This window comes from Endozoicomonas sp. 8E (assembly GCF_032883915.1).
Taxonomy (GTDB): domain Bacteria; phylum Pseudomonadota; class Gammaproteobacteria; order Pseudomonadales; family Endozoicomonadaceae; genus Endozoicomonas_A.
This window is the reverse complement of sequence record NZ_CP120717.1, coordinates 4137720-4157460: the sequence shown is the minus strand read 5'-3', so window position 1 is coordinate 4157460 and position 19741 is coordinate 4137720. Positions and strand designations below refer to the sequence as shown.

Genomic DNA, 19741 nt, shown 5'->3' with positions numbered 1-19741 from the left:
TATTCTCCTCAGAAACAGAGATTTTTATCCTCAATTTCTTGCAATCCTCGCTACGGACGCTCAAGTCCGACACCGACAGGCCGCTAGAGCAACGCAGGAGCAGTTGCCGCGAGTGCCTGAACAATGAGTCAGAAAATATGATTTCGTATGGTTGAGTACTTCCATAGCGATTAAGTCATGGATGAATAAGAACCTGAGAGGGATATTTTGATGTTACCTCCTGCTACAGACCTATCAGGTCCCAGTGGCCTGACCACTGTTCCCAATCAGGATGCAGAGACTCATCGTTCACGCAAAAGGCATTTCAGTGATCTTGATCCTGGTGACCTTCAAGACCAGACGCCGCTAACCAGGCGCACCTGCCGTTCAGCTGTCTCAGATCAGGCTGCTCAGCGTTCTCCCGCCAACCGGGAAGAATTAGGGGGCAAAGGAATGTTTTTGCAGCGCATGAAGAGCGCCGGTCTGCCTGTTCCACCATTCCAATGTGTGACAGTCCGGGTCATGAATGCGCTTGAACAACAGCCTCTGGATAGCCATCTTTCAGGCCACTATCTCCCCGGGATTGACCGTGAACTGGATGCAGAGACCAGCCTGAAGAACATTCGGGAATACCTCAGTGTCATGCCGCCCTCAGAGCAAACCAAAAGGAATAACTGGCTGGCGGGTCTGGCAAAATTTGTAGCCAGTGATGACTATTACCAACAGGTCAAAAATTCTGAAGCCGCTCAAAAAATCAGGGGCCTGGGCACTGAGCTGAACAGACTCACCAGATCGCAGCCCGTTATTGTCCGCAGTTCTGGCATTGATGAAGATAATTATGGCGATGCCCAGGCAGGAAAGTACCTTTCTTTAGTTCAGGAAGAAGAGGATATTTTGCGAACCTGTTTTAAGGTCATGGCTTCGGCTTACCGGCCTGAAGTTTGCGCCGAAGCTATTCCACAACCCATGGCGCTGATCATCCAACAGTGCATTGACTGCCAATATGGTGGAGTCGCCATGAGCTTTCAATCTTTTCAGGATAATACTGTCAGGGTTGAGTATACAAAGGGTCAGCCCAGAGGCGTGGTAGCAGGGCAGTCCGGTAACACACCCCACCGTATTGATATTTATCGCGGGGGTTTGAAAGAAGAAGCTGACAGCTACCAATACTTTCCCGGGACGATCTCAAGTCACTTTATCCTGCACAGGAACAAGGATAATAACGGCTATTTGGAAACAAGAATTGATGATGCGAATCCTCAATCAAACGTCGCTGGTCATTCACTTACTGATGACATGGTTTCAAAACTCAGGGAGGCGGTGACAGAACTGGAAAACCTGTTGCTCTGCCCCGTGGATGTGGAGTTTGCTGTCGATCATCAGGGACAACTATTCCTGTTGCAGGTACGCCCTGTTACCCGGCTCTCCGGCGACATGGATTTTGCCATGCCCATACCCGAAAAGACCCTGGCCATTGGCGATAGCGTCAGCGAAGGCTATTGCACCGGAACCCTCTGGCTGGCCAAAAATCAACCCGTAGATTCCATGCCAGAGGGAGCCATCGTCTTGGCCCCACAGGCTGAAGACTGGATGCTTGAGCGTGAATTCCTGAAGCGGGCAGGGGGGCTCGTCTTTGCACGGGGGGGATTCAATGATCACATAGCGATCCTGATGAAACAGGAAAGAAAAACGTTGATGCTGGCCGGTGATCAGTTTGCGGCCGTGGCCGCTCAGGTTGGCCAACAGGTGACCTTGGCCTGTGCCCGCTTTAATGGTGAGCCCGGTGCCTTTATTGTTGCCGGCGACCTTACCGGAAGACTGGTAAGTCACAGAAGTCTATCCTCTGCTGTTTCTGATGTGCCGTTAGCCAAAGCCGTCCCGTCATGGGATGATCTGTCCCTCCCCGAAGGCACATTCAGTCAGGTTGCCAGCGGCTTTCAATGGCTCTCGAATCAAAACGCCCGCCTGTTGGCATTTTTTGCCACCGGTGGCGGACTCGATTGTCTGGCAAACCCGGTAAAAATGAGCATGTCGCCACAACGAATAAATTTATTTGCAGAGACCAGAGATAGCGTAAATCGGCTGGTTTATGGGGCTGAAGCACTGCTGAACGGGTACCAGGCATTCTTGCGGTTGGCGGAGAACAGTGATTCAACTCAGCTCCAGTTACTGCAGGAAGAGTTACCGCAATTGATCGACCGGTTCAGGACGCTGAAACAGATCATCGGATCGGTGTTAGAGAGTATCATCCTTCCTCAGCAATCGGACGAAGAAGGCCAGTTATCTGCGAGAACTTTTCGCCAGTGGGTGGCCGACTGCCATCAGCTAAAATGCAGTCTTCAGGCACTCAACCCCGGGGAGGCTGTGCAGGTCCGAAGTGTTCATGATCTGATTTTTGCCCTGCACAAGCGCTTTGTAGAGGCACTGGCACCAGTCACTCTGGCTTCGGGTCAGGGCAGGATATCCTGGAAAAAAGACATCACCTATGTTGATTGCAGTACTTCGGGTGGCTCGGACCAAGAGACACCGCTCTTGAGTCGGTCCTGCAAAGCAGCCCTCAAAAAATCCCAACGTCCAGCGATTGTCATCATCATGGATGATGCTCTGATTATTAACCTTAAGCTAGGGTATCATGTGGGCCTTATCGAGCTGCTTGAAAACGCAGAGGGGGGGAAAGGACGTACCCTGAGGCTGAAGTTTTCTGACCAGTTTGATAGGGCTGATGACCGTTATGCCCCTGGCAAGTTGAAACGTATGTGGTTTCTGGCGCATTTACTGAAAGTGATCGAACTGGATAAACACGCTGGTAGCATGAAGCTAAGTTGCAATGCCATAGCAGGTGAAATGATCGTTGAATGCCCCCGAATGGAATCACGTCAAATCATGCAGAATGCCTTTGTAAAGCTGGTAACGGCGTTACGTTTAATTAAGAATCTGGATGTGGACTTAAAGAGAATAGCCATTTTTGAAGGGGATCAGTGGAGTTTTCAATTGCTGGCACAATGCCTTGATAGCGATGTTTCGGCAGAAGCCAATAGATTCGCCTTTCAACATTGCCTTTTCGTAATGGTTTATGGTATCGGGGATTTCATTATTCGGGATTGTTTGCGGTTATTAAAACGGTTACTAGGCAAAAAACATAAAAAGTTTATTCATTATGCTCGGCGGCTTGATCAATCAAAGAACAATCGTTGGGACATATTAATGAGTGATAATATGGCTGAGGACATCCGCAGGGAACTCTTACAGCATTGTTTATTGTTAGATCCCAATAAAGCGACTCCATTGATTGAAGATGTATACAGCCTGGGAGGTCAATACTTTGTTGTCAATCCGTCTTTCAGTTACAGCCTGAGTTTTGAGGTTCCACCGGGTCAGTCGCTTGGTGATCAAAAAGAAAAGATGAAAACTGTCCTGCGCAAGCAAGGACTGAAATATGCCAGCCAACGGGTTCGAAATGATAAAGACCTGGTATTGGCAACCATTGCCGTACATCCATACAACCTGGACTATGTAAGTGAAGAACTAAAGAGTGATAAAGAGGTCATCCTATCCTGTTTTCAAGCTCTTAACCTCTTGAAGACTGAGGAGGCCCGGAGTGTCAATCGCCTGATTTTTGACTTGCATGAGTACTTCTCAAAGACCCGGGCACCGGTCAGTCTGGCTTCGGCTCAGGGTATGCTATCCAGAGACGGGCACTTCATCTATGTTGATTGTACGACTCCGGGTGGCCCGGGTGAAAAGGCAGCGGTATTGAGTCCGTCCTGCAGAGAATCTCTCAGAGGGCTAAGGCTTTCTAATGGGACAGTCATCTGTAAGGATGATAACTTGATTGTTAACCTGGATTTGGAAGATCCTGTAGGCCTTATCGAGCTGCTTGAAAACGCTGAGGGAGGAAAAGGCTGTACCTTGCGACTGAAATTTGCTGAAAAATTTTATGATGCTGATGGTAGTGATGCACCCGGCAAGTTGAAACGTATGTGGTTTCTGGCGCAGTTACTGAAAGCCATCGAACTGGATAAACACGCTGATAGCATGAAGCTAAGTTGCAGCGCCATAGCGGGTGAATTGATCGTCGAATATTCCCGGTTGACATCACGTAAAATCATGCAGGATGCTTTTGTAAAGTTGATAATAGCGTTAGATTCAATTTATGAGCTGGATGAGTTTTTAGAGGGAAGAACCATTTTTGAAGACGATCAGTGGAGCTTTGACTTGCTTGCACAACGCCTTGATAGCGATGTGTCGGCAGAAGCCAATAGATTCTTTTTTCAACATTGCCTTTTCTTAATGGTTGATAGTAACAGAAGCGGCATTAATCCCGGTTGCTACCCGTTATTAAGCAACCATCAACAACGCTTTATTGATCATAGTCGACGGCTCGTTAACTCGAAGGACAATCTTCGGGAAGTTTTAATGAGTGATAAAAACGCTGAGGGCATCGGCAGGGAGCCACTGCATCATTTTTTATTGTTACATCCCGCTAAGGCTATGGGGTGGGTTGATCTTGTGTATCCTGATTTGAAAGGTCAATACTACGTTATCAAGCCGTCCTATGCTTACAGCCTGGAGTTTGATCTTCCACCGGTGCAGTCGCCCTGGGATCACGAAGAAAAGATCAGGAGTGTTATGCTCAGGGGTGGGTTGAAATACGCCAGCCAGGGGATTCGAAATGATAAACACCTTGTATTAGCAGCCATTTCATTAGATCCATATAATCTGGTGTATTTGAGTGAAGAACTCAAGAGTGATAAAGAGGTCGTTCTGGCTGCAGTCACCCGGGATGGTTATCAACTGCGATACGCCAGCCCGAAACCACAGGATAATGAAGAGGTGGTAATGGCCGCTATCAAAAATTATCCAGCAGCTCTGAGGTATGCCAGTGAAAGAATTCGAAGCGATAAAAGCATTATTAAAACGTTAATGGTTATCAATATTAATATCTTGGGATATGTCAATAAAACGTTATTGAAGGATCCTGACTATATGCTGGACTTAATTGAGCAGGATTCTGATGTTTTCAATTTTGTTGCTTTCGAACTTGAAGATAATCAGGATTTTGTCGAGGCAGCAATACAAAGAAACTCCGAAGTTCTTCAATACATCAGTTAATCTGCGAGCAAGCACGGATCTAATCTGACATTGTTGACTGGTGCAATCCGTGTTTATTGTTCTTTTCCCTGATGCAAACTTCAGCCTGACGGTTGAACTCTATAAAAATATCAATGTCTAATAAAGCAATTAATTAACGCATCAGCTATTGAGTTATAGATGAACATTATGAGAGGGATGTCTAATGCTACTTTTAAAGCATCAGATCCCGAAAGCCTGGCAACGAATCCAAATCAGAATACCGGGGCTGGCACTCGATCCAACGGGGCTGGTCATTCACCTGCAAGTTATTTCGATGATCTTGATCCCAGTGGTATTGCCGACCCAAGGTTGCTGACCGAGCGCACCTGTCATTCAGCTGTCTCAGGTCAGGCTGTTGACCATTCTCCCTGCAAACGGGAACTATTCGGGGGCAAGGGGATGTTTTTGTGGCGCATGAAAGCAGCCGGTCTGTCTGTCCCGCCCTTCGAATGTGTTACTGCTCAAGTCATGAATGCGCTGGAACAACACCCACTCGATACCCCTCTTTTAGACCACTATTTCCCCGGGTTTGTTGATGAACCGCTGGCGGAGACCAGCCTCAGGAACATTCGGGAATACCTCAATACCTTGCCGCCTTCAGAGCAAACCAAAAGGGATGAGTGGCTGTCGGGTTTGGCAGAATTTATTGCCAGTGATGACTATTACCAACAGGTTAAAGATTCTGAAGCGGCCCAACAAATCAGGGCTCTGCGCTGTCAGCTTGACGACGTCTCCAGATCACAGCCGGTTATTGTCCGCAGTTCCGGCATCAATGAAGATAACTACGGCGACGCCCAGGCGGGCAAATACCTCTCTTTAGTTCAGGAAGAAGAGGATGTTTTAACTACCTGCCTTAAGGTCATGGCCTCAGCTTACCGGCCTGAAGTCTGCTCCGAAGGTATACCGCAACCCATGGCGTTGGTCATTCAACAGTGTATTGACTGCCAATATGGTGGGGTCGCGATGAGCTTTCAATCCTTTCAGGATAATACCGTCAGGGTTGAGTACACACCCGGTCAACCCAGAGGCGTAGTGGCAGGGCAGTCCGGTAACACGCCCCACCGCATTGATATTTATCGCGGGGATCGTAAAGAAGAAGCTTGCAGCTCTCAATACTTTCCCGGGACTTTCTCAAGTCACTTTATCTTGTACAAGAACAATAATGGCTATTCGGAAATAACCATTGAAAATGTTGATGCTCAGTCAGACGACGGTGGACAGGAACTCAGTGATCAGATGATTACAAGACTCAGAGATGTGGTGACAATACTGGAAAGCCTGTTGTTCTGCCCTGTAGATGTGGAGTTTGCCATCGATCATCAGGGTCAACTTTTCCTGTTACAGGTGCGCCCTGTTACCCGACTTTCTGGCGGTATGGATTTTGCCATGCCTGTACCCGAAGAGACTCTGGCCATTGGCGAGGGTGTCAGCGAAGGCTTTTGCACCGGACCCCTCTGGCTGGCCAAACAACAAGAGGCAGAGTCTATGCCACACGGAGCCATAGTCGTGGCCCACCATGCTGAAGAGTGGATGCTGAAGCCCGAGTTTCTGGAGCGGGCGGGAGGATTTTTCATGGCTGAAGGAGGATTCAATGATCATGTAGCGATCCTCATGAAACAGAAAGGAAAAACTTTAATGCTGGCCGGTGAAAAGTTTGCGGCTGTGGCCGCCGGGGGTGGCCAACAGGCGACGCTGGCTTGCGCCCGCTTTAAGGGTAAGCCGGGTGCCTTTATTGTTTCCGGTGACCTCACCGGAAAACTGGCCAGTTATAGAAGTCTGACCTCTGCTTTTTCTGATGTGCCGTCACACAAAGCCGTTCCGTCACGGGATGATTTGTCGCCCCCTGAAGGTGCTTTCCTTAAGGTTGCCAGCGGTTTTCAGTGGCTCACGGATCAAAATGCACGCCTGCTGTCATTTTTTGCCTCCGGCAGCGGTTTGGATTGTTTGGCAAACCCGATAAAACTGAGCATGTCGCCGCAACGAACCAAGATCCTGGAAGAGATCAGAGACACCGTAAACCGGCTGGTTTACGGGGCTGAAAAACTGCTTGATGGCTACAGAGCATTCTTGTCGTTGGCGGGTAACAGCGATTCACCTCAACTCCAGTCACTGCAGGAAGAATTACCGCAACTGAGCAACCGGTTCGAGACACTGAAACGGATCATCCGATCAGAGTTAAAGCGTTTCATCCTACCAGTGCAGACCACTGAAAAAGGGCAGATATCCCCGGTAATTTTTAGTAAATGGGTGACAGACTGCCATCAGTTGCAATCCTGCCTTCAGGCACTCGACCCCGGCAAGGCTGAGCAGGTCCGGAGTGTCCATGAGCTGATTTTTGCCCTGCATCAGCGCTTCGTAAAAGGGCTGGCACCGGTCGCTATGGCCTCGGGTCAGGGCAATCTGACCAGTAAAAGGGGAATCAACTACGTCGATTGCTCGATCCCGGGCGAAAAAACACCGATATTGATGCCGTCCCTCAGAGCACTTATGGAAGAGTTAAGGCTTTCAGGGACTGTCATCATTATGAATGAAGCCTCGATTGTTAACCTGGATCTTGGAAGTCATGTGGGTGTTATCGAGCTGCTTGAGTGTGCAGAGGGGGGGAAAGGTCGAACCTTGCGGCTGACATTTTCTGATCAATTTGACAGGCCTGATGACCGTGATAAATCCGGCAAGTTCAGACGTATGTGGTTTCTGGCGCAATTACTGAAAGAGATCAAACTGGATCAAAATGCTGATAGCATGAAGCTAAGTTGCAACGCAGTAGCGGGTGAGATTATCGTCGAATGCCCGCGAATGAAATTATCTGAAACCATGCGGAATGCCTTCCAAAAACTGATCATTGTGTTACGTGCTATGTATAATATGGATATTCGCTTGAAGTGCTCACCCATTTTTGAAGGCGGTCAGTGGGACTTTAACTTGCTTGCACAGCGTCTTAATTGTGATATTGCGACAGACGCGGATAGATTCGCTTTTCAACATTGCCTTTTCGTCATGTTTTATTGGCTCAGGGGTGGTCGCTACACGACTGCCGCTTTCTGCAGTTTATTGAGCAACCACCACCAACAGTTTACCCATCATGCCCGGCGTTTAGGCGCGCATCAGTGGTCATTGTTTTTTAATCAAGAACCCGAAGAGAGTCTGCAGGACATCTTTATGACTGAAGAGATGAGTGAGGACATCCGCAGGGAGCTGTTACATCATTTTTTATTATTCGAACCTAAAAGTGCTACCAGATTGGTTGAGCAAGTGTATGACCTTGGAGATCAATACTTTGTTATCAATCCATCTTTCAGTCACGAATTGGAGTTTTATGCGGCACCAGGCCAACCGCTTGGGGATCATAAAGAAAAGCTCAGGAATGCCCTGCTCAAACATGGACTGGAATATGCCAGCCAACGAGTCTGGAATGATAAAGACTTTGTATTAGCTGTTATTTCAAAATATCCCATGGAACTGAGATATTTGAATGAGGTGCTGAGGAATGATAGAGATATCGTCATGGCCGCTGTCGCAGAATCTCCCGGAGTTTTGTGTTATGCCGGTGAAGGGCTCCGAAGCGATAAAGACATTATTCAATTGGCAAATGGCATTTGCCGATAGTATTTCTCCCTTAAGTACCGGGCCAGTTGGTTTCGCATATTCTGGCGAGGGGATTTTTTCATCCTTCAAGGCACAATGACGGGCGCGTAGCCATAGCTACGCAACCAGAGTTGGAACGCAGAAGGATGGAAAAAGCCGCCGTCCAGAATATGCGAAACCAACTGGTTAGCAAAATCGTCGTAAACCCTCGCCCAATCGAGGATGTCGCAAAACTCCACCCAAAACTCCAATAGCTCGTTCCCATGCTCTGAGGTCGTCATTCCCGCGAAGGCGGGAATCCAGCGCCAACGGTGGATCTCTGCCTTCTCGGGGATGAAAAGGCCAGGGGGCACCGGGCAGTATGGTTCTGGTGGTGAGTCAGTGTGGATTCCCGCCTTCGCGGGAATGACGAGAATGAAGCCGGGAATGACGGGAGTCAACTCGTTCCCATGCTGGAGAGAGTTTTGCGACACCCTCAATCGGGCGGGGATATAAGACGGGAACGCAGAGCGTTCCGCTTGAGTATTTGTACGTAGCTGGTTATATTTTCCATCGGTCTGTTTCTATGCAGAGACTCACGGTGACGAAAACCAAGCACTGTTAACAAAAAATTAAGGCAGAGACACCTGCCCAACCGCCCTTGAAGAACCAGACGAGCCCATACCTGAGTGACCCGTTAAGGCTGCGGCAAATCAAACAAAAGACCAATAAATAACCGAGGGGCACCCGGTTACTGCTGATGGAGGCTTCTGCGTAAGTCCAGTCGCTATTGGCTGGCTGTAGCCTGTGAAGTCAGAAGCCTCGCCTGACAAGGCTGGGAGTGTCAAGTACTTATTCTTTGCCAGCAAAACAAAGCAATCCCGAACTTCGTGAAAACTTCATGAACTTTATAAAAATATCAATGTCCAACGAAAGTAATTAATGACTCATCAGCTATTGGGTCACAGATGGATATTGAGGGATGTCTAATGAATCATGTTACTTTCAGAGCATCATGTCCTGAAAGCCTGACAACCAATCCAAATCAGAATACCGGAGCTGGCACTCGATCCAGTGAGGCTGGTCATCCAGCTAAAAGGTATTTCGATAATCTTGATACCAGTGGTACGCCCGACCCAATTTTGCTGGTCAAGCGCAAATGTCGTTCAGCTGTTTCAGATCAGGCTGCTGACCATTCTTCCTGCAAACGGGAACTACTCGGGGGCAAGGGGATGTTTTTGTGGCGCATGAAAGCAGCCGGTCTGTCTGTTCCGCCCTTCGAATGTGTGACGGCTCAAATCATGAATGCGCTGGAACAACATCCTCTCGATACTCATCGGTTAGACCACTATTTGTCTGGGTTTGTTGATGAACCGCTGGCAAAGACCAGCCTGAAGAACCTCCGGGAATACCTCAATACCTTGCCGCCTTCAGAGCAAACCAAAAGGGATGACTGGCTGTCAGCTATGACAAAATTTATTGCCAGTGATGACTATTACGAACAGGTTAAAGATTCTGAAGCGGCCCGAAAAATCAGGGAGCTGCACCGTCAGGTGGACAGATTCTCTGCATCACAGCCTGTGATTGTCCGCAGTTCCGGCATCAACGAAGATAACTACGGCGATGCCCAGGCGGGCAAATACCTCTCTGTCATTCAGGCAGGAGGCGATGTTTTCAGAACCTGTCTCAAGGTTATGGCGTCAGGTTACCGGCCTGAAGTCTGTCCCGAAGGCATACCACAACCCATGGCGCTCATTATCCAACAGTGTATTGATTGTCGATCTGGTGGAGTCATCATGAGCTATCAATCCTTTCAGAACGACACCGTCAGGATTGAGTACACAAAGGGTCAGCCCAAAGGCGTAGTGGCAGGGCAGTCCGGTAACACGCCCCACCGTATCGATATTTATCGCAAGGAAGGCGCTGAAGACTTTCAATACTTTCCCGGCAAGGTCTCAAGTCACTTTGTTCTGCACAAAAACAATAACGGCTATGTGGAAACAGAAATTTATGATGCGGAATCCCAGTCAGACGACAGTGTTCATAAACTCAGTGATCATCTGGTTGCAAAACTCAGTCAGGTGGTGACAGAGTTGGAAAACCTGTTGCTCTGCCCCGTGGATGTGGAGTTTGCCATCGATCATCAGGGTAACTTGTTCCTGTTGCAGGTGCGCCCTGTTACCCGACTCTCTGGCGGTATGGATTTTGCGATGCCTATACCCAAAGAGACCCTGACCATTGGTAAGGGCGTCAGCGAAGGCCATTGTACCGGAACACTCTGGCAGGCTGAAGAACAAGCGGCAGACTCCATGCCTGACGGGGCCATTGTCTTAGCCCAACATGCTGCAGACTGGATGCTTGAGCCAGAGTTCCTGAAGCGGGCAGGGGGGTTTGTCTTTGCCGAAGGAGGCTTCAATGATCATGTCGCGATCGTTATGAAACAGGGAGGAAAAACGTTGATGCTGGCCGGTGGACAGTTTGCGGTCGTGGCCGCTCAGGTTGGCCAACTGGTGACGCTGGCCTTTGCCCGCTTCAAAGGTAAGCCTTGCGCTTTTATTGTTGCCGGTGACCTTAGCGGTGAACTTGCCAGTCACAGAAGCCTGTCCTCTGCATTTTCTGATGTGCCGCTCCCCGGAGCCGTGCCGTCACGGGGTGATTTGTCCCCCCCTGAAGGCACATTCCTTAATGTCGCCAGCGGTTTTCAGTGGCTCACGGATCAAAACGCCCGCCTGTTGGCAATGTTTGCCTCCGGAGGCGGACTGGATTGTCTGGCAAATCCCATAAAACTAAGCATGTCGCCACAACGGGAAGAGTTGCTGGCAGAGATCAGAGTCAGTGTAAATCAGCTGGTTCAGGGGGCTGAAGCATTTCTGGATGGCTACCGTGCATTCTTGCAGCTGGGGAGAAGCAGTGTCAGACCATTGCAGGATGAAGCACGGCAATTAAGCAAACGGTTCAAGACACTCAAACGCAGCGTCCTGTCAGGCCTGGAGGCTATTATGCTGCCTCTGAAAGCTGCTGAAAAAGGGCAGGGATCCTTCCGTCAGTGGGTTGCAGACTGTCAGCAACTACAATCCGCTGTGCAATCACTGAATCTTAAAGAGGCTGAGCAGGTCAGAAGTATTCATGAACTGATTTTTGCCTTGCATCAGCGTTTCTTAAACGCGCTGGCTCCGATTGCTCTGGATTCGGGTCAGGGCAGGGTATCGAGAGTAAAGAGAATCACCTATGTTGACTGCACGACCCCAAGTGACAATGTTTCGCTACTGAGGCCGTCCGACAGGTCATCCTTTGAAAAATCCTGGTATGCGGGGACTGTCGTCAGTATGGATAGTGCCGCTATTGTTAACCTGAAGCTTGGCGTTCATCTGTGCCTTATCGAGCTACTGGAAAACGCAGAGGGGGGAAAAGGACGAACCTTGCGGCTGAAATTTTCTGACCAATTTGATGGCAATGATGGTGTCGATGTCAGCGCCAAGTTTAAGCGTATGTGGTTTCTGGTGCAGCTGCTGAAAACGATCGAACTGAATAAAAATGCCGGTAGCATGAAGGTAACCTGCAATGCCATAGCGGGTGAAATTGTCGTCGAATGCCCGCGAATGAAATTGCATCAAACCATGCAGCATGCCTTTGAAAAACTGATGATTGCGTTAGATTCCATGTATAACCTGGATAGACGTTTAGAGGGCTTACATATTTTTGAAGGAGATCAGTGGGACTTTAACTTGCTTGCACAACACCTTAATCGCGATGTTGCAACAGCAGCTGACAGGTTTGCCTTTCAACATTGCCTTTTCTCAATGTTTTACGGGGGTGGGTTCGGAATTTCTAACGAATGCTGCCAGTTATTAAGCAACCGACTGCAACAGTTTGTTCGCCATGCCCGGCAGTTAGGTTCGTGTGATTCGTTAGTATTTCAGGGGAAAAAAACAGTAGATAGTCTGAAGGAGATGTTCTTGAATGATGAGATCGCTGAGGACATTCGCTGGGAGTTCTTACATCATTATATATTGTTACGTCCCAAATACGCTGTTCGAGTGGTTGAGTTGGTGCTTGGCTATAGAAACCACTATTTTGTTATCAATCCATCTTTCAGCTACAAACTGGAGTTTTATTTTCTACCGGTTCAGCCACTTTCAGTTAATGAAAAAGAGCTCAATAATGTCTTGCGAGAGCACGGGCCGGAATATGCCAGCCAACGGGCTAAAAATCATTACTCTGCTTATTCCCGGAAAATAAGGTCTGATCTATTCTGACAACCCTGATCAGTGAAAATATTGTCGTTTTTCCTGATTACTGGATAGAACCGGGCTGAAGCAGTCCGGAAATTTACCTCGCTTTTTATCATAAAAGCTCTGGATTTCAGCCAGGTCTTTTTCCATGCTGCATCCGGGCTTGATGGTGGGGCCAAAGCCGGCTTTTTTCTTCTGGAAGTCCAGATAGGCCAGAATAATAGGCACTTCAGCCCCCCTGGCAATGTGATAGAAGCCGGTTCTCCAGCGATCACTTTTAGAGAGTGTGTCTTCAGGGCAAATGACCAGACCCAGTTGCTTGTTGCCCTTAAAACAGCAGATACTTTGATCGACAAGACTGCAGCAGCGGTCCCGGTCAACCGGAATACCGCCCAGCCAGCGCATCACAGGGTCCAGAGGTCCCCGGAAAAGCGTGGATTTACCCAACCAGTGCGCCTCTATCCCGTGGCTCAGTGCAACAGCCAAACCAATGAAGAAGTCCCATTGACTGGTATGGGGTGCGGCCACCAGAATATAACGCGGTATCCGGGGCTGTTTACCTTCGACTTTCCAGCCGGAAATTAACAGGCACAGTCTGGCAAGAACCTTTAACAGAGGACTGATGATCGGCGTATTAAACACCGTTAAGCGCATATTCAAGCCTTAATCTTTTGATCATGAGCGCTCTGAAACTGGCTGTCAGCAAGATTGAGGCGCTTATTCTGACATTGGGCCCTGAGAGGGCAATCAAACTGAATGGGATTTGACGCTTTTATCAATCATTTGAAAATACGTAAATATTCAGGGTTGCGACACGTCTCCTGGAGTGATAGGGCGTCCTTCTGTGTCATTAAGACTTTGCTGAACATTTTTGAGGTCAAACCTGCCCAGAGTGGTGAGACCGATCAAGGCTGTATAAAAAGTCAGTAAGAAATCATTGTTTCCTACTTCTACTGTCGTTAGTCTTTACAGGCAGGTTCAATTTTTTTCGCACTATTTTTCGATCACAGTATGCAGGAACCGAATCAATCCGTTCAGAGAAAAATTCTCCATGTTGATGCAGATGCCTTCTACTGCTCTGTAGAGGAGAGGGATGACCCCACTCTAAAAGGCAAGGCTTTTGCTGTGGGTGGAAAGGCTGAACGTCGAGGAGTGATCGCCACATGCAGTTACGCGGCCCGAAAGTCGGGCGTGCATTCTGCTATGGCCTCCTATCGAGCACTCAGGCTCTGTCCTGATCTGATTATTTTGCCAGCCCGGTTTGATGTCTATAAATCCGCTTCACGGCAGATGCACGCCATTTTTCATCGTTACACTGAAAGGATTGAGCCCTTGTCGCTGGATGAGGCCTATCTGGATGTTTCTCACTCCAGTAACTGCCAGGGCAGTGGCACGCTTATGGCCCGGGAGATTATGCAGTCTGTCCTGGACGAGGTGGGTATCTCTGTCTCTGTTGGTGTGGCTCCAAACAAGTTTCTGGCCAAGGTGGCATCGGACTGGAACAAGCCAAACGGTCTTTGTGTGATCACGCCTGACCAGGTTCAGGATTTTGTTTTTGAATTACCGGTTGAGAAGATACACGGTGTGGGTAAGGTCACTGCTCAAAAGCTTCATAGTAAAGGGATTATGACCTGTGGCATGTTGCGACAATACTCTCCGGTTGAGTTGTGTCGTTGGTTTGGCAGTTTCGGCGAGCGCCTCTGGGAGCTGGCCAGAGGCGAGGATAACCGCGCGCTGGAGCTGGACAGAAGACGGAAGTCGTTATCTGTTGAGCACACTTTTGATGCAGATTTGCAGGACGAACAATCGATACTGACTCAGGTAAAACCCCTGGTTGAGGATCTGTCTCGACGTTTTCAGGCAATCAGGAATGAATATTCGGTCACCAAGCGGTTTGTAAAAGTGAAGTTCAACGATTTCAGCCAGACAACACTTGAGGAAATGATAGAGTCCGATGAACTGGCACCGGAAGCACACTTCCAGGCTTTGCTGACTCGAGCCTGGCAAAGAGGGAATAAACCTGTTCGTCTGCTGGGTGTTGGCGTAAGGCTGCTGGATTTGAGAACCTCGGGGCAGATGCAGCAATTGGAGTTGTTTGAACGCAGGGGTGGAAGGATATAATATGGCACCTCTCAACATTTAAACTCTGATAAGGTCCCATGGAGCTGAATCTAACAACTCCTGCCCTGTTGTTTCCGGCTATTTCTCTATTGTTCCTTGCCTACACCAACAAGTTTCTGGCACTGGCTACATTGATCAGAAATCTTCACGGTGAGTTTAAGAAACATCCGGATAACCCTCACATCAAAGGGCAGATGGAAAACCTCAGGCGAAGAATGATACTCATCAAACACATGCAGGGGGCCGGAATCGTCAGTTTTATCTGCTGTGTTCTGGTTATGTTTCTTCTTCACCTGGGTCAGTATCAGGTGGGTTTTATCATTTTTGGCATAAGCCTGCTGGCTTTATTGATTTCCCTGATCATCTGTCTGGCCGAGATTAAAATTTCGATTGATGCTCTGGAGCTTCAGGTGAGTGAGATGGAAGATTGAGCAGTTTATGACTGCTCTTTCAACAATTCATCTTTCAACACCCCTTCTTTCAATAACAGCTGCCCTGCTAATCCAGAAACCAGGCAGTAGGCGACAAACAAGTAGAATCCGCAGTGCAGTTCTGCCTGAAAGTTCAGCAGAGCGCTTTCTGATGCAGTGGCGTTGGCAGCCAGCATGGCAATAATGACCCCCATTGCGAATACGTCTGCCATAGACCATTTACCAAGCGCAGCATTGACTTTAAGTGCAACTCTTCGTGACGACGAATGACAGGATGCCAGCAAGAGTAAGACCTTGATAGCAGGTATCAGGACACTGAAGGTAAGAATCAGAATGGCTACAAATTTGTAGCCAAAATCCCAGAGGTCTCTGGCAGTGCCAAGAATGCTTCGGGTCTTGTCATATACCCGGCTCTGGCCTTCCACTTTCAGATTAGAGAGAAACTGGTTGGCCATAGTCAGCAGTGCAGGGTGAATGGACTGTTGTTCCATGATTTTTTGACCTTCCTTGACCAGAGCCTGACGGTTCATATCCGCCTGAAGTGTGATCATGGGTTGGGTGATTCCGGGAATCAATAAAACTAATGAAATGATTAAAACAATCAGAGGGGCAGCAATACTTAAATTTCGGGGCTCAGTCATTTTTCTTGTGTCTTCGAAGGAGTTATATTGTCACTAAAATAGTTGAGAAACCCGCAAAGAACAATGGTAAGACAATGATGGCAGCCTCCCTGCTATCAACGACATAGAACTCGTTGGTTTTGCAACACCCTCTTGACTCCTGTTCTTAATCTTGGGCAATCAAGCTGATTCAAGGTGATCAACGATCAACTGAAGGCTCTGTTGACCCCGAAACTCGTTAATGTCCAGTTTATAAACAGCATTAACTGTTTTTATGTTCTGGTTTGGCCACTGCCCCGTGTCAATGTTGAAGGCAATGGCATCTACATAATATTCTGAGGCAGGCAGCTTGAGCACCATTTTCAGATGTTTCTGGCCTACCAGCCGCTGCTGAATGATCTGAAACCGACCATCGAATGAAGGTTCCGGGAAATTCTGTCCCCATGGCCCACTATCGCGTAACAGTTGAGCCGTATCCATTGTCAGCTCAGAGACACCCAGTTCGCCATCAGTATGAATCTCTGCTTCAAGTTGCTCAGCAGAGAGCGCCTGTTTAACAATCCGGTCAAAAGCGGCTGAGAACGCCTCGAAATCTTTTTTATAAATGCTCAGACCTGCTGCCATGGCGTGGCCGCCGAATTTGATGATGAGGCCGGGGTTTTCCCGGGCAACACTGTCCAGGGCGTCGCGCATGTGCAAACCTTTTATGGATCTTGCCGAACCTTTGATTTCGTCATTGTCGGCTTCTGCAAAGGCGATCACCGGGCGGTGCAATTTCTCTTTCACCCTTGATGCCAGAATGCCTACCACACCCTGATGCCAGCCTTCCCGGAAAAGACTTACCCCCCAGGGCAAGTCGGAATGCTGATCCAGTTTCAGGCTGGACAAGTGGCTCATGGCCTCTACTTGCATTCCTGCTTCAATCTCTTTTCTGTCCCGGTTGAGACCGTCCAGCTCAGCAGCCAGTTCCCGTGCTGTCTCGATACGCTCTGTCAGCAGTAATTCGATACCAGTGGACATGTCATCCAGACGTCCCGCTGCATTGAGGCGAGGTCCCAGGGCAAACCCCAGGTCGGAAGAGGTCAGGCGTGACTGTTGTCGGCCTGAGATCTCAATCAGTGCCTGAATTCCCGGACGACAATGTCCGGCCCGAATTCTTGCCAGACCCTGATAGGCGAGAATGCGGTTGTTGGCGTCCAGACTGACAACGTCAGCAATCGTACCCAAGGCAACGAGATCCAGTAATTGAAAAGGATTGAACTCGGTTTTTCCTGCAAACCAGCCCCGCCTGCGCAACTCGGTTCTCAGTGCGCACATGACGTAAAAAATAATGCCCACCCCAGCAGTATTTTTACTGATGAAAGGGCAGTCAGGCTGATTGGGATTAACGATGGCGTCGGCTTCAGGAATCTGTTCACCGGCCAGGTGGTGATCCGTGACGATGACCTTCCAGCCCAGGGATTTTGCGGCCGCTACGCCTTCTATGCTGGAGATGCCATTGTCGACAGTGACCAGAACGTCTGGCTGATATTGTCTGGCTACCTGAACAATCTCCGGTGTCAGGCCATAACCATATTCAAACCGGTTAGGCACCAGGTAATCCGCTATCGCACTCATCTCTCTCATGGCCAGAACACCCAGCGCACTGCTGGTGGCTCCGTCACAATCAAAGTCTCCGACGATTAAAATACGTTGCTGGCCATAGACGGCGTCAGCCAGAAGACTGGCCGCTTTTTCAATATCCTTGAGACTTTTATAGCTCTGAAGACCCTTTAGCTGACGATTGATTTCTGAAGGGTGGCTGATGCCCCGGGCGCTGTATATACGCGCGAGAAGCGGGTGTATGCCATCAGTTAAGGGGAGAGGGTTGCTGGTGCGTCTAATGATCTGAAGCGGCATGAAAGTTCTGTATCGTCTGCAATAAAAAGTATCGGCTTATACCAAGCGTGCTTTCTAACTCCCGTGATGAGCATGGAGGTTTGAGCCTTAAGACAAGTCGGCGTGAGGAGTCATAGCCTAGCTATGGCGACGATCGCCAACGCAGGATTAAGGCTCAAATCTTCAGCGCAATAGGGAGTTAGAAAGTTCGATTGGTATTACTCTATCACAGAGAAGGTCAGAGCACAGGAGTGTTATTGGCTAAATGAGAGCAGGCAGCTCAGGATAAGCTGCCTGCGGGAAGCTTTATTGTGCCAGATGATTCTGAATAAAACTTTTCACAGCGTTCAGGTCGTTAGTCAGCACCTCATAACGCTCTTCACGATCCAGGAGATCCTTCAGATGATGAGGCAGCTCCGGAGCGTCCAGTCCGGCTTTTTCAATGGCTTGGGGAAACTTCACAGGGTGAGCGGTTGCCAGGACAACATTGGGAATACGGCTGTCTGTTTCAACTTCTTCCAGTGCCCTGATACCTGTAACAGTATGAGGGTCGGCCAGGTATTCAGTGCGATCAAACAGGTCTTTGATGGCGTTGCAGGTATCCTGATCGGCACTACGACTGCTGTCGAACAACTCACGGATTTTCTGCCAGCGCTGCTCTGAAACCGACAGCTTGCCGGTTTCTTCAAAGGCAGCCATCTGCGCGGCAAGGGCCTGGCCATCACGATCCTGAAGGTCGAACAGCAGGCGTTCAAAGTTGCTTGAGACCATGATATCCATACTCGGCGACAGGGTGTGTTCGAGACCCTGTTTGCTGTAATCGTTGCTTTGGAAAAAGCGGTGCAGAATGTCGTTACGGTTAGTAGCAACAATCAGCTTATTGACTGGCAGTCCCATACCTCGGGCAATGTAACCTGCGAAGATGTCACCAAAGTTGCCTGTGGGTACCGAGAATGAAACCTCTCTGTCCGGGCCACCCAACTCCAATGCTGCATGGAAGTAGTATACCACCTGAGCCATGATGCGGGCCCAGTTAATGGAGTTGACAGCCACCAGGCGAGTCTTTTTTCCTGAAGAGTCTGGCAGGAAAGACTGATCGGCAAAGCACCGTTTGACCATCGCCTGACAGTCATCAAAGTTACCCTGAACAGCGATATTGTTGACGTTGCTGTCCAAAATAGTAGTCATTTGTCGTCTCTGGACTTCAGAGACTCTCTGGTAGGGATGGAGGATAAAAATATCCAGCGCTTTACTGTGTCGACAGCCTTCGATAGCTGCTGAACCCGTGTCACCGGAGGTGGCACCCAGAACGACAGCGCGTTCACCTCTTTCGGTGAGAGTGTAATCCAGCAATCGACCAAGCAGTTGCAGGGCAAAATCTTTAAAAGCCAGGGTAGGGCCATGGAACAGCTCCATGACCCACTGGTGACTTTTTAGTTGAGTTAACGGTGCAACTGCTTCATGGGCAAAGGTTGCGTAGCTGTCATCAATCATTTCCTTCAGTTTGGGGTCAGGAATTTCACCCGCCACAAAAGGCTTAATGACTTCAAAGGCCAGTTCGTTGTAGGGCAGGCCCCTCAGTGAGCGGATTTTATCTTGATCAAACTGGGGCAGTTCAGCAGGGATGTACAAGCCACCGTCTTCGGCCAGACCGGCCAGAAGGACTTCCTTAAAACTCTTTTCTCCACCCTGTCCCCGGGTACTGATGTATTTCACGGTCTATTCCATCTATTGTTTATGAGTTCATGGCTGCGTTCCCATGAAGGGTGAGACTTCAATCTCA

The 19741-nt window shown here is 48.9% G+C and carries 10 protein-coding genes; 5 read left to right on the top strand and 5 right to left on the bottom strand.

The features are described from left to right. Window positions 1–210: 210 nt before the first annotated feature. Both P6910_RS13745 and P6910_RS13740 read left to right on the top strand, forming a co-directional pair. The gene (locus tag P6910_RS13745; protein ID WP_317141860.1) at window positions 211–5091 is read left to right on the top strand and encodes a DUF4116 domain-containing protein; all 4881 of its coding nucleotides are present in this window, start codon (window positions 211–213) and stop codon (window positions 5089–5091) included. 159 nt (window positions 5092–5250) lie between these two features. Beyond that, window positions 5251–8718: a PEP/pyruvate-binding domain-containing protein gene (locus tag P6910_RS13740; RefSeq protein WP_317141859.1), complete on the top strand. Its 3468-nt coding sequence runs from the start codon at window positions 5251–5253 to the stop codon at window positions 8716–8718. Window positions 8719–8783: 65 nt separating this feature from the next. On the opposite strand, the gene P6910_RS13735 is transcribed toward P6910_RS13740, so the two are convergent. Beyond that, a complete protein-coding gene (locus tag P6910_RS13735) occupies window positions 8784–9170 on the bottom strand; it encodes a hypothetical protein (protein WP_317141858.1) in 387 nt (128 codons plus the stop codon). A 495-nt stretch (window positions 9171–9665) separates the two neighbouring features. Between P6910_RS13735 and P6910_RS13730 the strand changes: the two genes are divergently transcribed. Then, window positions 9666–12932, top strand: a complete 3267-nt coding sequence (locus tag P6910_RS13730) for a PEP/pyruvate-binding domain-containing protein (RefSeq protein WP_317141857.1) — start codon at window positions 9666–9668, stop codon at window positions 12930–12932. Window positions 12933–12941: 9 nt separating this feature from the next. Here the strand turns inward: P6910_RS13730 and P6910_RS13725 are convergent, their stop codons facing one another. Beyond that, complete coding sequence (locus P6910_RS13725) at window positions 12942–13562, bottom strand: lysophospholipid acyltransferase family protein (protein WP_317141856.1); 621 nt, start codon at window positions 13560–13562, stop codon at window positions 12942–12944. Window positions 13563–13919: 357 nt separating this feature from the next. Here P6910_RS13725 and dinB point away from each other — a divergent pair, with 357 nt between their 5' ends. Both dinB and P6910_RS13715 read left to right on the top strand, forming a co-directional pair. Further along, a complete protein-coding gene (gene dinB, locus P6910_RS13720; RefSeq protein ID WP_317141855.1) occupies window positions 13920–15029 on the top strand; it encodes a DNA polymerase IV in 1110 nt (369 codons plus the stop codon). Between the two features lie 38 nt (window positions 15030–15067). Beyond that, window positions 15068–15460 (top strand): DUF2721 domain-containing protein, encoded by a 393-nt coding sequence (locus P6910_RS13715; RefSeq protein ID WP_317141854.1) that lies wholly within the window; start codon window positions 15068–15070, stop codon window positions 15458–15460. A gap of 5 nt (window positions 15461–15465) precedes the next feature. On the opposite strand, the gene P6910_RS13710 is transcribed toward P6910_RS13715, so the two are convergent. The 3 genes from P6910_RS13710 to thrC all read right to left on the bottom strand — a co-directional run bounded on the left by P6910_RS13710 (window position 15466) and on the right by thrC (window position 19674). Next, the gene (locus tag P6910_RS13710; protein WP_317141853.1) at window positions 15466–16101 is read right to left on the bottom strand and encodes a paraquat-inducible protein A; all 636 of its coding nucleotides are present in this window, start codon (window positions 16099–16101) and stop codon (window positions 15466–15468) included. A gap of 159 nt (window positions 16102–16260) precedes the next feature. Further along, window positions 16261–17979, bottom strand: a complete 1719-nt coding sequence (gene recJ, locus P6910_RS13705; protein ID WP_317141852.1) for a single-stranded-DNA-specific exonuclease RecJ — start codon at window positions 17977–17979, stop codon at window positions 16261–16263. Window positions 17980–18264: 285 nt separating this feature from the next. Next, window positions 18265–19674, bottom strand: a complete 1410-nt coding sequence (thrC, locus tag P6910_RS13700) for a threonine synthase (protein WP_317141851.1) — start codon at window positions 19672–19674, stop codon at window positions 18265–18267. Window positions 19675–19741 lie beyond the last annotated feature (67 nt).